This window comes from Streptomyces sp. NPDC017095 (assembly GCF_044332325.1).
In the GTDB taxonomy this organism is placed as follows: Bacteria; Actinomycetota; Actinomycetes; order Streptomycetales; family Streptomycetaceae; genus Streptomyces.
The window spans coordinates 173,367-189,618 of the sequence record NZ_JBIROU010000010.1 but is presented as its reverse complement, the minus strand read 5'-3'; the positions used below and the strand labels follow the sequence as shown (position 1 = coordinate 189,618).

Genomic DNA, 16,252 nt, shown 5'->3' with positions numbered 1-16,252 from the left:
GGACTTTACCCGCCGCCGATGCCCCGCTCCACGAACCCTGGTGGCCGCGCGGTTTCGTCACCAGGCACGCAGGGCACACCAGATGATGAAGAAGGTGAAAGGATGCCGGGGGGAAAGAACGAAGGGACGCCGAAGCGTCCCTTGCAACTCTGACGACTGGATCGCAGTCGTCCGATCAACTGAGCGGTTGATACGGACAGCCCGATCGCTGTGTCTGCTGTTGTGGAGCGTTGGCAGTGATCAGGTGAGCGCAGGCTCCGCCTGGTGTGCGTCGATGCTCTCCATGATCCTGTCCTGAGAGGCGGCAGCCGTCAGCGCTTGGTTCTCCGCCTGGATCCGGACCAGCTCGGACTCCAGGTCCTGAACGCGCTGTTGCAGCCGTCGCATCTCGGCGAGGAGTCGAGGGTCGGAGCCGCCGACGTAACCGAGAAGCGCCTTTGCCATGATGGATGGTCCTCCACAATGAGTGACCGACCGATGCGGTTGGGTCGTGAGGGATTCGCACCCGCGGTGCTTGGCACGGGGTGGTGCTCTGCTGTTGTTCCATGCCAAACAGCTAAGGTGCGCGGGGCTTTCAGCGTCTCACCAAAAAGTTTGACGGTCAACACGATCACGCCCTGTATCGGGGGCGAACCGGGGCGCACGGCCGGGAACACGGCGGTGCGGCGCCTGCCCGGGCCCCTCGGGGCGCGGCGGCCAGCAGTACCAGCGGAGCCTGCCATGACCCGCCCGGATTGGCAACCACCTGGGCGTTTCCACTCCGGCACGCGACCTCGGCGCCGTGGAGGCCGCCGCCGCGGAGGGCCCTGGGGGCCGGATCAGCGGATGGCGAAGCCGTCGTAGCCGCCGCGCGGTGTGTCCCAGATCTCGGTCACACCGTCCACGCGCCCGGGCGTGTCGCCACCCTGGAGCCAGCTCAGCAGCCTCTCGCACCCCTCCTGTGACCCCTCCGCGACCACCTGGACCCGACCGTCGGCCGTATTGAGAGCAAAACCACTCAATCCGCCGATCTCCAGCGCCTTGGCCCGCGTGAACCAGCGGAAACCCACGCCCTGCACGCGTCCGCGCACCCAGGCGACCAGTCGTACGTCCTCGCTCATGGCTGCAACCTAACCGGCCGGTGTCATTCGGGACACATCGCCCCGGCGCTTCATCGGGTACGGTCCGGAAGCGGTGAACCGCAGCGGGAAACTCACTCGATCGAGTGAGTCGGGTTGGGCCGGGTTGATCAAGGGGGGCCACGCCGGCCGGCCGCATGCACGAGGAAGAGGGCAAGGACATGGGACGCCACCGACGCTCCGCCGCCGGCCGCGCCGCCACGGGCCGCGCCACGGCCGCCGACGCCGGCCGGCACACCGGCCAGGGCACCGGCACGAGCACGAGCACCGGCACGAGCACCGGCAGTGACGGTCCGCGCACCGTCCCCTTGGGTGTCGCGCCCGGCCCGGACCCGGAGGCGTACGCCGAGGCCACCGCGAAGGCGCAGGCGTACCTCTTCGCGTCGGACGACACGCCGGACGACGCATCAGACGAGACGCCGGACGACGGCCAGGCGCCGGCCGCACCCGCGGCCGGTCCGGCTGACGGACCGGTCTCCGCCCGGGAGCGTCGAAGCGGGGCCGCACGGCCGGTGCGCGCGGGTCTGCTCGGGCTGACCGTGGCCGTCACCCTGGGCACGGTCGCGACGGTCACCGGTGTGGTGCCCGCCGTGGTGCCGGGTCTGGAGCACTATCAGCTCGGCGGCGGCACGCACACCACCGGCGGCGAGCAGACGACGGCCGTCGCATCCCCGGGCAACACGGCGAGCGAGCAGGGCGGCACCTCGGGCGGCGCGGAACCCCGTATCGGCGGCTCCACCGCGGGCTCCGCCCAGGGCGGCACCGCGACCCCCACCGACTCCGCGAGCCCGTCCGCCTCCCTGTCCCCTTCTCCGTCCGCCTCCTCCCCTTCTCCCTCCGCCTCGAAGCCGGCCGCCGCCCCGCCGAAGACGGCGACGGCCACGCAGACGCCCGCGCCCGCGAGGAGCACGCCGGGCGGTTCGGGGACGGCCCCGGGTGGATCGAAGACGAGCCCGAGCGGTCCGAAGCCCACCCCGGCCAAGCCGAAGCCCACCCCTGCCATGCCGAAGGCGACTCCGGCCGAGCCGAGACCCACCCCCGCCAAGCCCTCCGCCTCCGCTCCCACCCCGAAGCCGAAGCCCACCCCGGCCAAGCCGAAGCCCACTCCCACGAAGCCGAAGGCCACCCCCGCCAAGCCCAAGCCGACCCCGTCCCATACGGCCGCCCCCGCCCCGAAGCCCACCCCGTCCCGTACGGCCACCAAGGCGCCGGTGCCCAGCTCCGGGCCCGTGACGGTGTCGCGGGAGGCCGCCGCCGAGGCCGAGATGCTGAAGCTGGTCAACGGCGAGCGGGCGAAGGCCGGCTGCACCCCGCTCGCGGCGAACTCCGCGCTGACCGGGCTGGCCGAGGCGTTCAGCGACGACATGGCCGCGCGGAACTTCTTCGGTCACATCGACCCGGACGGCCGCACGCCGTGGGACCGGGCGGCCCAGGCCGGCATCACCGGCCTGGGCGGCGAGAACACGGCCCGCGGCCAGGCCGGCGCGGCGGCCGCGGTGACGGCCTGGATGAACAGTGCCGCCGATCGCGCCAACATCCTGAACTGCGGCTTCCAGACGGTCGGCGCCGGTGTCCACTTCGGTCCGGGCGGGCCGTGGTGGACCGTGGACTTCGGGTCCTGAGACCAGAGACCGCCGTCCGACGGGTCCTGAGACCGCCGTCCGGCGCGGGGCGCCCGCGCGCGGCCCGTGCGGTGCGGCCGTCAGGCGGCGGTGCGGCCGAGGAGGAAGGTCCGCGTCGTCTCCGCCACCCGGCGGCCCAGGTGTTCGGCGGTGGCCATGTCCGCCTTGTGGACGCCCTCGGGCCCCTGGTCGCTCGGGGACTGGGCGGCGGCGCCGGCGAAGAAGCCGAGGCGGTTGAGGTCGTTCTCGGAGGCGGTGGTGCTGTTCCAGCCGGGGAGCAGGCCGAGGTTGACCCAGTGCATGCCGTGCTGGGCGGCGAGCGTCTGGAAGAACTGCAGGGTGTGCAGCTTGTCGCCGCTCTTGGAGGCGGAGTTGGTGAAGCCGGCGGCCAGCTTGTCCCGCCAGTCCTGGCCGAACCAGCGCTTGGAGGTCGCCTCCGCGAACACGTGGAAGGCACCGGAGGCGGTGCCCATGTAGGTGGGCGAGCCGAAGACGATCGCGTCGGAGCGGTCCAGCGCCTCCCACTGTTCGTCGGTGATCTCGTCCACCTTGATCAGCCGCACGTCGGCACCCGCGTCGGCGGCACCGGCGCGGACGGCCTCGGCGAGGACGGCGGTGTGGCCGTAACCGGAGTGGTAGGCGATGGACACCACGGGCGTGGTCATACGGGGCTCCTTGAAGGCGTGTCACTCACTGGCGATGACCAAAGGAAAGCACTAACCAGAAGTTAGTGCAACCCTGCGGTCAGCGCTGTGGAGGCGTATCCTCGGGGTATGACCGCCATCACCCAGGACCACGACGACCTCGCGTACAACGTCTTCGCCAAGGCCTGCCCGTCGCGCGGCACGCTCGAGCACGTCACGGGCCGCTGGGGCGGACTGACGCTCGGCGCGCTCCACGAGGGCTCGCTGCGCTTCAACGAACTGCGCCGGCGGGTGGACGGGGTGAGCGAGAAGATGCTGTCCCAGACGCTGCACGCGCTGGAGCGCGACGGGCTGGTGCACCGCGAGGCGCAGCCGACGAACCCGCCGCGCGTGGACTACGAACTGACGCCGCTGGGCCACCGGGTCGCCGAGCGGCTGCTGTCGCTCATCCACTGTGTGGAGGGCGCGATGGACGACGTCCTCGCGGCCCGCGCGCGCTACGACGAGACGCGCGGCGCCCTCTGACACTTCGGGCAGAAGTAGCTGGAGCGGTTCATCCAGGGCCGGCGGCGCAGGGGTGTGCCGCAGCGCTTGCAGGGCAGCCCCTCGCGGCCGTACGCGTCCAGCGAGCGGTCGAAGTAGCCCGACTCGCCGTTGACGTTGACGTACAGGCTGTCGAAGCTGGTGCCGCCGACGGCGAGGGCCGCGTTCATCACGTCCCGGACGTGGCCGAGGAGTTCCGTCGTGGCCGGGCGGGTGAAGTGGGCCGTCGGGCGTTCGTAGTGGACGCGGGAGCGCCACAGCGCCTCGTCGGCGTAGATGTTGCCGACGCCGCTGATCAGCGACTGGTCCAGCAGGGCCCGCTTGATCGTGGTCCGCTTGCGGCGCAGTGCCTGGTGGAAGGCCTCGTCGTCGAAGAGCGGGTCCAGCGGGTCGCGGGCGATGTGGGCGATGACGTCGGGCAGGCCGTCGTCGGTGGTGTCGTGCAGCGACAGCCCGCCGAAGGTGCGCTGGTCGACGAAGCGCAGTTCGGTGCCGAGCGCGTCGGCGAACCGGACGCGGATGCGCAGGTGCTTCTCGTCCGGCGCGTCGTGCGGCTGGACCAGGAGCTGGCCGCTCATGCCGAGGTGGGCGAGGACCGCCTGGCCGGTCTCCTCCAGCGGCAGCCACAGGTACTTGCCGCGCCGCCGCGGGGTGCCGATGTGGTGGCCCTCCAGCCGGTGCGCGAAGTCGTCGGGTCCGGCGAGGTGCCGGCGGACGGCGCGCGGGTGCAGCACCTCGGTCGCGGCGACGGTCCGGTGCGCGACCCAGCGCTCCAGGCCGCGCCGGACGACCTCGACCTCGGGCAGCTCGGGCATCGGGACCCCCGTGAGAACCGTACGGACCGGTGGATGAGGTGAGCGCCCGCGCCGGCGTGGACGGCCGGAGCGGGCGCTCGGATACTGCGGGTCAGGCGGTGGCGGACGACGTGTCGCCGTCCCTGACGGCCGCGTCGGCCGTCTCCTTCACAGGCTCTTTCGCCACGTGGGCGCGCTCGTCCGCCGCGGCCCGGATGGACCGCCAGGCGGACTCGGCGGCCTGCTGCTCCGCCTCCTTCTTGCTGCGGCCGGTGCCGGTGCCGTACGAGACGCCTCCGACGCGGGCGGCAGCAGTGAAGGTCTTCTCGTGGTCGGGGCCGGTCTCCGTGACCAGGTACTCGGGCACGCCGAGTCCCTCCATCGCGGTGAGCTCCTGGAGGGAGGTCTTCCAGTCCAGGCCGGCTCCGAGGTTGGAGGACTTCTCGATCAGCGGGTCGAACAGGCGGTGCACCAGTTCGGAGGCCGCGTCGAGGCCCTGGTCGAGATAGACCGCGCCGATCACCGCTTCGAGGGTGTCGGCGAGGATGGACGCCTTGTCCCGGCCGCCCGTGCCCTCTTCACCCCGGCCGAGCCGGATGAAGGCGCCCAGGTCCAGGCCACGGCCGACCTCCGCCAGCGCACGCGAGTTGACCACCGCGGCCCGCAACTTGGCCAGCTGGCCTTCGGGCAGGTCGGGGTGGGTGCGGTACAGCGTGTCCGTGACGACGAGGCCGAGCACGGAGTCCCCGAGGAACTCCAGCCGCTCGTTCGTCGGCAGACCGCCGTTCTCGTACGCGTAGGAACGGTGGGTCAGCGCACGCACCAGAAGGGCGGACTCGAGCTGGTAGCCGAGCCGCCCTTCCAGAAGCGTGTGGGACGAGGCCTGCGGACTACCCCCGCGCTGGCGGGGACTAGCTGCTTTCGCGTCAGTCATCGGGCCTCTCACCAGCCACTCAGACTTCGAGGACCTGGCGCTTGTTGTAGGTGCCGCAAGACGGGCACGCGATGTGCTGCTGCTTGGGCTCGTGGCAGCGCTCGCACGCAACCAGGGTGGGGACCGCAGCCTTCCACTGCGACCGGCGGTGGCGCGTGTTGCTGCGCGACATCTTCCGCTTCGGAACAGCCACGGCTACTTCTCCTGCTTCTCGTCGACGCCCGCTTCGGCGCCGCTCATCTCGTCCTTCTCGCCGTCCTTCGTGGAGCCGGCGAGTCCCTGCAAAGCCGCCCAACGGATGTCGACGGCGTCATGGTGGTGGTCCGGGTCGTCCGCGAGCCGCACTCCGCATTCGGAGCACAGGCCCGGACAGTCGTCCTGGCACACCGGCTGCATCGGCAGTGCGAGCACCACCGCATCACGCAGCACAGGCTCGAGGTCGATCAGACCGTCCTCGATGAAGAGCCTGCCCTCGTCGTCCTCGGCGTCGTCGCCCGGTTCCGCGATCACGCGGCCCCGGTCGTCGGCGTCAGGGTACGAGAACATCTCCTGGAAGTCCGCTTCGAGCTCCAGCCCGACCGGCTCCAGACACCTTACGCACTCCCCCTCGGCCGTGGCACGGGCGGTGCCTGTGACAAGCACCCCTTCCAAGACCGACTCCAGGCGGAGGTCGAGTTCCAGCGGGGTGCCTTCCGGCACTCCGATGACTCCCTGGATGCCGAGATCCCGGGGAGCGTCGATCTCGCGGGTCAGGCGCTGCAGCGCGCCAGGACGCCGGCCCAGCTCGTGCGTGTCGATCACGAGGGGGTTGCGGTGGTCGAGGCGGGCGTTGGGAGCCATTCCTGCTTTCGATCTGCGAACTCGGAGGGACGCCGCCCCTCGGTGGTGCGGGCAGCGCTGATCGCGGACATACGCGCGACCGAAGAGCCAGGATACTGGACCTTTCGCTCAGCGCCCAATCGGGCTCCCGGCTACCGTCCCCGGCCCTCCTCGTACGCCCGCATCTGCTCCGCGCTGATCATGCCGGTGTCGAAGAGGCTGGTCTCGTCCAGGGCGTAGTCCTGCCGGGCCGGGGCCTGCGCGGGCGCCTGGCCGTGGGGCTGCGGCTGGTGCGCGGCCTGCCGGGGGTCGTAGGCGGGCTGCTGGGGGTCGTAGCCCTGGTAGGCGTAGGGGTCGGCCTGCTGGTAGCCGTACGGGTCCTGCGGCGCGGCGTACTCCGGCTGCCGGGGATAGCCCCCGTACGGGTCCGGCTGCTGCGGGACGGCGCCGGCCGGCGGGTCGTAGCCGGCGGCGGGCGCGTAGGCGGGCTGCGGCGCGTAGGCGGGCCGGTCCAGCGCGGGCCGCTCGGGCTGCCGGCCGGCGCGGTCGCTGTCGGCGAGGGCCGCGAGGTCGGCGAGGTAGTCGGCGTCGCTGGAGTGCTGGTAGGTGGTGGTGTCGTCGGCGAGCGCGCCGAGGTCGTCGGTGGCGATCCGGCCGTGCAGCTTCTGCCGGCCCCGGCCGACGGCCTCCAGGGTCTTGGCGAGGACCGCCTCGAAGGCGCCCAGCTTGGCGTCCACGTAGGCGTCGGCGTCGCGGCGCAGGGTCTCCGGGTCGTGACTGCGCTCGGGGGCGTCCTCGTCCGCGTAGCCCGCCTCGTCCAGGCCGGGGCCCGTGCCGAGCAGCTTCTCGCGGCCCCGGCCGACCGAGCCCAGGGTCTTGGTGAGGACGACCTCGAAGTTGGCCAGCTTGGAGTCGACGTAGTCGTCGGCCTCGGCGCGGATCTCCTCGGCCTCCTTGCGGGCCTCGGCGAGGATCCGGTCGGCCTCGGCCTGGGAACGGCGGGCGATCTCGGTGCCGGAGATCAGCGAGCCGCGCTCGGCGTGCGCGCTCTCGATGATCCGCTCGGCCTCCTGCCGGGCCTGCTCGACCATCTGCTCGCGGTCGCCGATCAGCTCCCGCGCCTGGGCGAGGGAACCGGGCAGCGCCTGACGCACCTCTTCGAGCAGCGCGAGCAGTTCGGCGCGGTTGATCACGCACGACGCCGACATGGGCATGGACCGGGCGCCGGAGACCGCGGAGACGATCTCGTCCAGCTTCTTCTGCACGTCCACCTGTGCTCGCCACTCTCTACGGCCGGATGGGCAACGGACGGGACGACTGTAGCCCCATCAGCCCTTGGCGAGGCGTTGGTTCAGCGCCTGGAGGACCGGGGCGGGCACCAGGTGCGAGACGTCGCCGCCCCAGGCCGCGACCTCCTTGACGAGCGAGGAGGAGAGGAAGCTGTAGGTGGGGTTGGTGGGCACGAACAGCGTCTCGACGCCGGTGAGGCCGTTGTTCATCTGGGCCATCTGGAGTTCGTAGTCGAAGTCGCTGACGGCGCGCAGGCCCTTGACGATGGCGGGGATCTCGCGCTGCTTGCAGAAGTCCACGAGGAGGCCGTGGAACGCCTCGACGCGGACGTTGGCGTACGCGGACGTGACCTCGCGGATCAGCTCGATCCGCTCGTCGATGTCGAACAGGCCCTTCTTGGACTTGTTGATCATCACCGCGACGTACACCTCGTCGTAGAGACGGGAGGCTCGGGCGATGATGTCGAGATGTCCGTTGGTGATCGGGTCGAACGACCCGGGACAGACGGCGCGGCGCACTTGTGATCCCTCGCTCTCCGGTCCGGTCATCGTGCGTCTTCGCACGTAGAGGCGGCGCGACCGTACCAAAACGTTCCCTCGCCGTAGCGACGGGACCTGATCGCCTCGAAGCCGTCCGGCCAGCGGAATTCGCCGCCTCTGGTGCTGCGCTCCACGGTGACGAGGGCGCCGTCGGCTAGCCAGCGTTCCGAGCGGAGTGTGAGCAGGATCTCCCGAAGATCGTCGTCGGAGACGGCGTACGGCGGGTCGAGGAAGACCAGGTCGTACGGCTCGGCGGGCGGTGCGGTCCGGATGACTTGTTCCGCTTTGCCCGCTCTGACCTCCGCGCCGGGCAGGCCCAGGTTCCTGACGTTCTCCCGGACGGTCCGCGCGGCTCTGGCGTCCGCCTCGACCAGGAGGGTGTGGCCCGCGCCCCGGGACAGGGCCTCCAGGCCCACGGCACCCGAGCCGGCGTAGAGGTCGAGGACGCGCTCGCCGGCCAGCGGGCCGCCCAGCAGGGACTGCCAGGTGGAGAAGAGACCTTCGCGGGCGCGGTCGGAGGTGGGGCGGGTGCCGGTGCCGGGCGGGACGGCGAGGCGACGTCCGCCGGCTGCGCCGGCGATCACGCGGGTCATCTTCGGTCCTTGCTGGTGAGCGTCTTCGGGTTCAGTGTGGCCGGTCGCGCGGTTCCCCGCGCCCCAGAGCCCCTAGGAGTCTCCCTCACCCCTTCTCCAGATACTGCTCCCTCTCCTCGTCCAGCAGGGCGTCCAGGGCCGTGCGCAGGCCCGGCAGGCCGGTCAGTTCCGGGTCGCCCGCGACCACCGCCGCCGCCTCCTCGCGGGCCTGGGCGATGACCTCCTCGTCCTCGATGACCGCCAGCACCCGCAGGCTGGAGCGGGCGCCGGACTGGGCCTGGCCGAGGACGTCGCCCTCGCGGCGCTGTTCGAGGTCGATGCGGGACAGCTCGAAGCCGTCCAGGGTGGCGGCGACCGCGCTCAGCCGCTGGCGGGCCGGAGCGGCCTCGGGCGCCTCGGTGACCAGCAGGCACAGGCCCGGCGCGGAGCCGCGGCCGACCCGGCCGCGGAGCTGGTGGAGCTGGGAGACGCCGAAGCGGTCCGCGTCCATGATGACCATGGCCGTGGCGTTCGGGACGTTGACGCCGACCTCGATGACGGTGGTGGCGACCAGGACGTCCGTCTCGCCGGCCGCGAAGCGGCGCATCACGGCGTCCTTGTCGTCCGGGTGCATCCGGCCGTGCAGGACCTCCACCTTCAGGCCCTTCAGGGGCCCGCGGCCCAGTTCGGCGGCCACGTCGAGCACGGCCAGCGGCGGGCGCCGGTCCGCCTCGTCCGCTGCGGGCTTCTTCCTGCCCGCCTTCTTCGGGTCGTCCTCCTCGTCCCCGATCCGCGGGCAGACCACGTACGCCTGGTGGCCGGCCGCGACCTCCTCGCGGACCCGCTCCCAGGCGCGGGCCAGGAAGTGGGGCTTGTCGGCGGCCGGGACGACATGGCTGGCGATCGGCGAGCGGCCGACCGGGAGCTGGTCCAGGACCGAGGTCTCCAGGTCGCCGAAGACCGTCATGGCGACCGTGCGCGGGATGGGCGTGGCCGTCATGACGAGCAGGTGCGGCGGCTGCTTGCCCTTGCCGCGCAGGGCGTCGCGCTGTTCCACGCCGAAGCGGTGCTGTTCGTCGACCACGACCAGGCCGAGGTCGTGGAAGAGCACCTTGTCCTCGATCAGGGCGTGGGTGCCGATGACGACACCGGCCTCGCCGGTGGCCAGGTCGAGCAGCGCCTGGCGGCGGGCCGCCGTGCCCGTCGAGCCGGTGAGCAGCACCACCTTCGTGGCGTGCTCGGCGCCGCCCAGCATGTTCTTCTCGGCCAGGTCGCCCATCATCTCCGTGATGGAGCGGTGGTGCTGCTGGGCGAGGACCTCGGTGGGCGCCAGCAGGGCCGCCTGTCCGCCCGCGTCGACCACGGCGAGCATGGCGCGCAGGGCGACGAGGGTCTTGCCGCTGCCGACCTCGCCCTGGAGCAGGCGGTGCATCGGGTGGGCGGTGGCGAGGTCGTCGAAGATCTCCTGGGAAACCTTGCGCTGGCCGTCGGTGAGGGTGAAGGGGAGGCGGTCGTCGAAGGCCGTGAGCAGGCCGTCCGGGCGGGGCACGCGGGGCACGGCGGCGAGCTGGGTGTCGGCGTGCCGGCGGCGGGCCAGGGCGACCTGGAGCACGAACGCCTCGTCCCACTTCAGGCGGGCGCGCGCGTCGGCGATGTCGGCCTTGGTGTGCGGCCGGTGGATCTTGAGCAGGGCCTCGGGCAGGGACACCAGGCCGCGGCCGGCGCGCAGCGACTCCGGGAGCGGGTCGACGGCCTCCTGGGCGCTGGGCAGCACCGTCTGGACCGCTTTGCCGATCTTCCAGGACTCCAGTTTGGCGGTCGCCGGATACAGCGGGATCAGCGCGCCGGCCCAGGTCTCGACGGTCTCCTCGCCGTCACCGCGCAGCAGTTCGTACGCCGGGTGGGCGAGCTGGAGGCGGCGGTTGAAGACGGAGACCTTGCCGGCGAACAGCGCGCGGGTGCCCGGCAGCAGCTCCTTGTGGGGTTTGTGCACGCCCGCGCCGAAGAAGACGAGCTGGAGCCGGCCGCTGCCGTCGGTGATCGTGACCTCCAGGCGCTGGCCCTTGCCGCGCGGGGCCTTGGCGGAGGCGAACGTGTGCAGGCGGGCGTCGGCGACCTGGGCGACCACCGTGACGTGCTCGTCCATGGGCAGGTCGGCGAGGTGGGTGAGCTGGCCGCGCTCCTCGTATCTGCGCGGGTAGTGGTGCAGGAGGTCGCCGACGGTGTGCAGGCCGAGGTGCTCGGCCATCACCTTCGCGGTGGCGGGGCCGAGCACCTTCTTGAGCGGTTCTTGCAGTGCGGGCACGAGATCCATTGCACACCACGGCACTGACAATGCCGTAGCCGCCGCCCTGGCGGTTTGTGGACCCGCCGCCGGACGGTTCCCGCCGTGACGCTGTAAACATCAGGGAAACTCCTGGTCAGACGGGCTGGTGCGGCCCTAGGATGACCGGCTCCGGCCATCCTTCGCGGTCACCGCCCCGCCGGGACCGCCCGACCCCGCGCCGCACGCGCTCCCCCTCTGCCGGCGCAGTGACGATGGACTCCCAGACCTCACAGGCATCCCAGCCGCCCCAGCCGCCCCACCAGCCCCATACCTTCCAGGTCGACCTGCGCGGTCTGGTGGACCTGCTCTCCCATCACCTGTACTCCAGCCCCCGGGTCTATCTGCGCGAGCTGCTGCAGAACGCCGTGGACGCCATCACCGCCCGGCGGGCCGGCGAACCGGACGCCCCGGCGCGGGTCCGGCTGCACGCGGTGGACGGCGGGCTGCGGGTGGAGGACACCGGTGTCGGCCTCACCGAGCCGGAGGTGCACGGCCTGCTGGCCACCATCGGCCGCAGCTCCAAGCGGGCCGACGGCCTGCACGAGGCCCGCTCGGACTTCCTCGGCCAGTTCGGCATCGGCCTGCTCGCCTGCTTCGTGGTCGCCGAGCGCATCCGGGTGGTCAGCCGCAGCGCCCGTACGCCCGGCGCCCCGCCGGTGGAGTGGACGGCCCGGGACGACGGGTCGTACACCGTGCGCACGCTGCCCGCCTCGGCGCGGCCCGAGCCGGGCACGACCGTGTACCTGACGGCGCGGGCCGGCGCGGCCGAGTGGCTGGCGCCCGCCCGGGTGCGCGCGCTGGCCCGGGACTTCGGCTCCCTGCTGCCGTACGACGTCCGGGTCGGCGACGAGCCGGTCACCGAGCGGCCCGCGCCCTGGGACCGCGCCTATCCATCTCCGGGCGCCCGCCGGGCGGCGCTGGCCCGGCACTGCCAGGAGCTGTTCGGCTTCGCCCCGCTGGACGCGATCGACCTGGACGTGCCGCTGGCCGGGATCCGCGGGATGGCGTACGTGCTGCCGTCGGCGGTCAGCCCGGCGCAGCGGGCGACCCACCGCGTGCACCTGAAGGGCATGCTGCTCACCGAGCGGGCCGAACAGCTCCTGCCGGACTGGGCGTTCTTCGTGCGCTGCGTCCTGGACACCGACAGCCTGCGCCCCACCGCCTCCCGCGAGGCGCTGTACGAGGACGAGACCCTGGCCGCCGTCCGGGAGGCGCTCGGCGGCCGGATCCGGTCCTGGCTGTCGGGGCTCGCGGCCGGTGACCCGGAGCGGCTGTCGGCGTTCCTCGCCGTGCACCACCTGGGCGTGAAGTCGCTCGCCCGGCACGACGCGGAGATGCTGCGCACGATGCTGCCCTGGCTGCCGTTCGAGACGACCGACGGGCAGCTCTCGCTGGAGGAGTTCGCGCGGCGGCACCCGGTGGTGCACTTCACGCGGACGGTCGAGGAGTACCGGCAGGTCGCGCCGATCGCCTCGGCGCAGGGCGTCGGCGTGGTCAACGGCGGCTACACCTACGACAGCGAGCTGGTCGAGGCGCTGCCGCGGGTGCGGCCGGGCACGGTGGTCGCCGAGCTGGACGCGGACACCGTGACCGCGCACCTGGACACCGTCGACCCGGCCGAGGAGCTGGCGCTGGCCGGGTTCCTGGCCGTCGCGCGCGACCGGCTGGAGCCGCTGGGCTGCGACGTCGTCCTGCGTGCCTTCCACCCGCCGGCCGTGCCCGCGCTGCACCTGGACGACCGGGGCACCCGGCACGAGCAGGCCCGCGCGGCGGCCGAGGAGCGGGCCGACGACCTGTGGGCGGGCATCCTGGGCTCGCTGCGCGGCAGCGCCCCGCGCGCGCGTCTGGTACTGAACCAGCTCAACCCGCTGGTCCGGCGGATCGGTTCGCTCGGCGATCCGGAGCTGATCGGCACCGCGACCGAGTCGCTGTACGGGCAGGCGCTGCTGCGGGCGCAGCGCCCGCTGCGGCCCGCCGACTCGGCGCTGCTCAACCGGGCGTTCATGGGGCTGCTCGCCTGGGCGACCCACGGGGAGGGGGACGGAAGATGAGTGAGATCACGGACATCGACGCGCTGCGCCGGGCGCTGGCGGAGAACGCCGAGCGGCCGGAGGGCCCGGCCCGCAACGCGCGCGCGGAGCAGTTGCTCGCCGAGGCCGAGCGGCTGGACGTCCCGCTCGCCGTGGTCGAGGCGCTCGGACACCAGCTGAAGGTCTACAACTACAGCTCCGAGAAGGACCGGATGTTCGTCCCGTTCGCGCGGCTGCTGCGCCTGTGGGACGAACGGCCGGAGGTCTTCGACGCGTACGAGACGCACACGCTGCACTGGGTCTTCAAGTGGATGTCGGCGGGCATGCTGGACCAGCCGCACATCCCGCTGTCCTCGATCGAGAAGTGGCTCGGCGAGATGGAGCACCGCTACCGGCTCGCCGGGCACTCCGAACGGGCCGTGCGCAGCGCCGAGTTCAGCGTGGCCGCGCACATCGGCGACCTGCCGCGCGCGGAGCGGGCGTACGCCGCGTGGCTGGCAGCCGACCGGGACGAGATGGCCGACTGCCACGCCTGCGAGCTGCACGGGCAGGGCGTCTGGCAGGTCCGGTGCGGCCGGGACGCCCAGGCGCTGCGGCTGTGGCAGCCGGTGCTGGAGGGCGAGTTCGCCTGCGCGCACGAGCCGCACTCCGTGCTGGCCTCCTCGCTGGCGCCGCTGCTGCGGCTGGGCCGCCTGGACGAGGCCCGCGCGCACCACCTGCGCGGCTTCCGGCTGGTCCGCCCGATGGAGAGCATGCGCGGCGCGTACGCCGAGCACGTGGAGTTCTGCGCGCTGACCGGCAACGAGGCGCGCGCCCTGGAGTTGCTGGCCGAGCGGCCGGCGTACTTCACGGACACCGGGGATCCGCGCAGCCGGCTGGAGTTCCTGGCCGTGGTGGCCCTGCTGATGGACCGGCTGACCGCGCTGGGGCTCGGCGGGCAGCGGGTGCCGGGGCCGGCCGGGCGGACCTGGACCGCGGGGGAGCTGGCGGCGCACGCCCGCGCGGAGGCGACCGGCCTCGCCGAGCGGTTCGACCGCCGCAACGGCACCCGGGCCGTCGGCGACCGGGTCCGCGCGCGGATGGACCAGCGCCCGCTGGCGGAGCGGCTGCCGCTGGGCGTACGGGCGGCACGGACCGCGCCGGCCCCCGTGCCCGCGCCCGCACCCGCGCCCGTGGCGGCGGACGACGGTCCCGGGGAGCCCGGTCTGCCGGCCCTGCTCGCCGAGGCGCGGCGGCAGTCGGAGGGCCTGCGGCCGCACGCGCTGGAGGCCTGGGCGGCGGTCGCCCGGGCCGCCGGGGACACCGGTCTCGAACCGCGCGACCGCGCGGAGATCGCCGACCACGAGGCGATGGCCCGCGGTCCGGAGGGGCTCGCCCTGTTCGAGCGGGCGGCACGGCTGTACGCGGAGGCGGGCGACCCCGGCGAGGCCCTCGCGGCCCGTGCGCGCGGCGCGTACGTCCGCGCGCTGTCGGGTGCCGTCGACGCGGCCCTGGCCCAGGTCACGGACCTGTACGACGAGGCGCTCGCGCTGTACGCCGACGAGGGCACCGGAGTGCGGCAGACCGCGTCGGTGGTGATGAGCCGGGCCCGGATCCTGATGCGCCGGGTGCACCAGGCCGCCGGGACGCCGGGCGAGGAGGGCGGGCCGACGGCCGGCGCGGGCGGCCTGGACGCCGGGCGGGCCGTGGCGGAGGCCGAGGCCGCGGTGCGGGAGGTGCTGGCGCTCGTCGGGGGACGGGGGCACGAGGACGTGCGGCTGGCGGCGCGGGCCGCCGAGGCGCACGGGATGCTCGCCGAGCTGGCCGGGCTCACCGGGGACGCCAGGCGGGCGGCGGAGCTGTTCCGGCGGTCCGCCGACGCCTACGTCGCCGCCGGGCTGCCGTGGTTCGCGGTCGAGTACCGGGTGCAGGTGGCCGCCCTCGCCCACCAGGCCGGTGACCTGGACGGCGCCGAGCGGGCGCTGCGGGCGGCGCTGGCGCACGGCGGGCCGTACGTGGAGCCGGTCGGGCGGGCCCAGCTGCATCTCCAGCTCGCCGAGGTGCTCGGCGCCCTGGACCAGCCCGGCGAGGCGGCCGAGCACGCGTGGGAGGCCGCCCACTGGGCCGACGAGGCCGGCGAGGGCGGCACGCTGGGTGCCTGGGCCCGCCAGCAGCTCGGCGGTTTCCTGCTGCGCCGGGGCCGGTACGCCGAGGCCGCCGAGGTGCTGGACTCCGCGCTGGCCGACCTGGACGCCGGCACGCACGGCGACGGCGCGGTCGTCCAGGCCCGCTGGTGGCTCGGGGACTGCCTGGGCGAGCTGGGCGACCACCGGGCCGCCGCCGAACAGCGGCTCCAGGCCGCCGAGCTGGCCCGGCACTGGCCCGAGAAGCAGGACCACGCCACGCTCGCCCATCTCGCCGCCGAGTCGCTGGGCCAGGCCGGCCTGACCGTGGAGGCGGACCGGGCGTACGCGCGGGCGGGCGAGCTGTGGCGCGCGCTCGGCAACGCGCCGTTCCTGGTCCGCTCGCTGCGCGCCCGCGCCTGGCTGGCGCTGGGCGGCGAGGCCGGCGCGGCACCCGCGCGGACGCTGATGGCGGCGGCGGTGCGCGAGTGCGAGACGGCGCTCACGGCGGCGCCGGAGGCGGACCGCGCGGAGCTGGCCGAGGAACTCGGCGGCACCCACCGGCAGTTCGCCGAGCTGCTGGCCCGCTCGGCGTCCGAGGAGGCCGAGGACGCGGCGATCCGGGCCGCGTTCGAGGCGGCGCTGGAGCAGATGACCCGGGCCGCGGCGGTGTTCGCCGGGCTCGGCGCGGCCGGGCTGCACAGCCGTACCGGCGCGGAGCTGGGCGCGGGCTGGCTGGAGGCCGACCTCGGGCGTCCGGCGCGGGCGGAGGCACGCGCGCGGGCGGTGCTCGCGGCCTACGCGGACGCCGGCGACGGGGACGAGACGGTGCGGGCGCGGCGGGAGGAGGCCGTCCAGATGCTGGAGGCGGCGCGAGAGGGGGCGGCGGACGCGGGGGACGGGCTGCGGGAGTGAGCGT

Annotated in this window: 15 protein-coding genes; 4 read left to right on the top strand and 11 right to left on the bottom strand. The window is 73.6% G+C overall.

Annotation, left to right across the window (positions count from 1 at the left end; translation table 11 throughout):
* Positions 1-240 precede the first annotated feature (240 nt).
* Together ACH4OA_RS21730 and ACH4OA_RS21725 are read right to left on the bottom strand one after the other, a co-directional pair.
* Complete coding sequence (locus ACH4OA_RS21730; RefSeq protein ID WP_365880967.1) at positions 241-444, bottom strand: hypothetical protein; 204 nt, start codon at positions 442-444, stop codon at positions 241-243.
* Between the two features lie 374 nt (positions 445-818).
* A complete protein-coding gene (locus ACH4OA_RS21725; RefSeq protein WP_397970237.1) occupies positions 819-1,100 on the bottom strand; it encodes an acylphosphatase in 282 nt (93 codons plus the stop codon).
* 179 nt (positions 1,101-1,279) lie between these two features.
* On the opposite strand from ACH4OA_RS21725, the gene ACH4OA_RS21720 reads away from it, so the two are divergent.
* Positions 1,280-2,740 carry a CAP domain-containing protein gene (locus ACH4OA_RS21720; RefSeq protein ID WP_397970236.1) on the top strand — a complete coding sequence of 487 codons (1,461 nt, stop codon included), beginning with the start codon at positions 1,280-1,282 and terminating at the stop codon, positions 2,738-2,740.
* Positions 2,741-2,820: 80 nt separating this feature from the next.
* Here the strand turns inward: ACH4OA_RS21720 and ACH4OA_RS21715 are convergent, their stop codons facing one another.
* Positions 2,821-3,405 carry a flavodoxin family protein gene (locus tag ACH4OA_RS21715; protein ID WP_365880961.1) on the bottom strand — a complete coding sequence of 195 codons (585 nt, stop codon included), beginning with the start codon at positions 3,403-3,405 and terminating at the stop codon, positions 2,821-2,823.
* Positions 3,406-3,513: 108 nt separating this feature from the next.
* On the opposite strand from ACH4OA_RS21715, the gene ACH4OA_RS21710 reads away from it, so the two are divergent.
* A complete protein-coding gene (locus ACH4OA_RS21710) occupies positions 3,514-3,909 on the top strand; it encodes a helix-turn-helix domain-containing protein (RefSeq protein ID WP_365880959.1) in 396 nt (131 codons plus the stop codon).
* On the opposite strand, the gene mutM is transcribed toward ACH4OA_RS21710, so the two are convergent.
* The 8 genes from mutM to recG form a co-directional block, all read right to left on the bottom strand.
* Positions 3,882-4,742 carry a bifunctional DNA-formamidopyrimidine glycosylase/DNA-(apurinic or apyrimidinic site) lyase gene (gene mutM / locus ACH4OA_RS21705; RefSeq protein ID WP_397970234.1) on the bottom strand — a complete coding sequence of 287 codons (861 nt, stop codon included), beginning with the start codon at positions 4,740-4,742 and terminating at the stop codon, positions 3,882-3,884. The genes ACH4OA_RS21710 and mutM overlap by 28 nt on opposite strands.
* A 91-nt stretch (positions 4,743-4,833) precedes the next feature.
* Complete coding sequence (rnc, locus tag ACH4OA_RS21700) at positions 4,834-5,655, bottom strand: ribonuclease III (protein WP_397940407.1); 822 nt, start codon at positions 5,653-5,655, stop codon at positions 4,834-4,836.
* Between the two features lie 19 nt (positions 5,656-5,674).
* The gene (gene rpmF, locus ACH4OA_RS21695; RefSeq protein ID WP_003951102.1) at positions 5,675-5,848 is read right to left on the bottom strand and encodes a 50S ribosomal protein L32; all 174 of its coding nucleotides are present in this window, start codon (positions 5,846-5,848) and stop codon (positions 5,675-5,677) included.
* A 2-nt stretch (positions 5,849-5,850) separates the two neighbouring features.
* Positions 5,851-6,495 (bottom strand): YceD family protein, encoded by a 645-nt coding sequence (locus ACH4OA_RS21690; protein WP_397940406.1) that lies wholly within the window; start codon positions 6,493-6,495, stop codon positions 5,851-5,853.
* Positions 6,496-6,626: 131 nt separating this feature from the next.
* Entirely contained in the window at positions 6,627-7,745 is a 1,119-nt protein-coding gene (locus ACH4OA_RS21685) for a cell division initiation protein (RefSeq protein WP_397970232.1), read from the bottom strand.
* A gap of 57 nt (positions 7,746-7,802) precedes the next feature.
* The gene (gene coaD / locus ACH4OA_RS21680; protein ID WP_365883960.1) at positions 7,803-8,282 is read right to left on the bottom strand and encodes a pantetheine-phosphate adenylyltransferase; all 480 of its coding nucleotides are present in this window, start codon (positions 8,280-8,282) and stop codon (positions 7,803-7,805) included.
* Between the two features lie 26 nt (positions 8,283-8,308).
* The gene (gene rsmD / locus ACH4OA_RS21675; protein WP_365883959.1) at positions 8,309-8,896 is read right to left on the bottom strand and encodes a 16S rRNA (guanine(966)-N(2))-methyltransferase RsmD; all 588 of its coding nucleotides are present in this window, start codon (positions 8,894-8,896) and stop codon (positions 8,309-8,311) included.
* Positions 8,897-8,981: 85 nt separating this feature from the next.
* A complete protein-coding gene (recG, locus tag ACH4OA_RS21670; RefSeq protein ID WP_397970230.1) occupies positions 8,982-11,189 on the bottom strand; it encodes an ATP-dependent DNA helicase RecG in 2,208 nt (735 codons plus the stop codon).
* Positions 11,190-11,413: 224 nt separating this feature from the next.
* On the opposite strand from recG, the gene ACH4OA_RS21665 reads away from it, so the two are divergent.
* A complete protein-coding gene (locus tag ACH4OA_RS21665; protein ID WP_397970229.1) occupies positions 11,414-13,252 on the top strand; it encodes an HSP90 family protein in 1,839 nt (612 codons plus the stop codon).
* Complete coding sequence (locus ACH4OA_RS21660) at positions 13,249-16,248, top strand: tetratricopeptide repeat protein (RefSeq protein ID WP_397970227.1); 3,000 nt, start codon at positions 13,249-13,251, stop codon at positions 16,246-16,248. Before ACH4OA_RS21665 ends, ACH4OA_RS21660 begins: the two co-directional genes overlap by 4 nt.
* Positions 16,249-16,252: the final 4 nt, after the last annotated feature.